The organism is Enterobacter cloacae complex sp. IR5402 (assembly GCF_049238125.1).
Taxonomy (GTDB): domain Bacteria; phylum Pseudomonadota; class Gammaproteobacteria; order Enterobacterales; family Enterobacteriaceae; genus Enterobacter; species Enterobacter hormaechei_C.
This window is the reverse complement of sequence record NZ_JBMKHO010000043.1, coordinates 1-605: the sequence shown is the minus strand read 5'-3', so window position 1 is coordinate 605 and position 605 is coordinate 1. Positions and strand designations below refer to the sequence as shown.

At 46.0% G+C, this 605-nt stretch carries 1 pseudogene; it reads right to left on the bottom strand.

Annotated features, from left to right (window positions below):
• Positions 1–308: 308 nt before the first annotated feature.
• A pseudogene (locus ACOTXL_RS23800) lies at positions 309–605 on the bottom strand (hypothetical protein); the annotation flags it as partial.

The window sequence follows — 605 nt, the reverse complement described above, 5'->3', positions numbered from 1 at the left end:
TTTTCGCGTTGTTCATCAGTTGGTTGTAGTGATGAAAGAAACATTGTGGTTAACGTCAAAATCGTAGTGATTGCTGCGCCTGGTGATAGCGATCACTTTGGCATCGCGAAGAAGGGATAGCCAATATCTGATCCCGCTTTCCGAGTATCCCAGGGCAGATGCCAGAGTTTTGACGCTGGAACGGAATGTTCCATTCTCACGGTGGAGGCTTGCAAGGTGGTTATAGATTCGTCTGCATACTTCGTTGCATCCGAGTTGAAACTTTGTATCTTCGTTCAATAGGTATAGGCTATTCATAGTCCTCCTGGTTAAAATGGTATTGGGTCGAATCTTGAATAAAGATGCGGGTGAAGTTGTTCAAAGCGTTCCTCTAACCTCTCCTCAATTCTTTTTGGTAGGCGTTTATCGTCATTCTGTAGGACACGACGCGCATACGCTGTAAATGTGTCGAATCTTTGGCTTTGTCTCAGACTTTCAGGACGTGAGAGCCGCTCACAAACAGCCTCAACAATCACATCATCATCAATGACCATTTGATCGCTTTCCGTGGTTGTTGCAACGCTTTCATGGGTGCCCTCAGCAACGATCACAGCGTCCTCTATGAC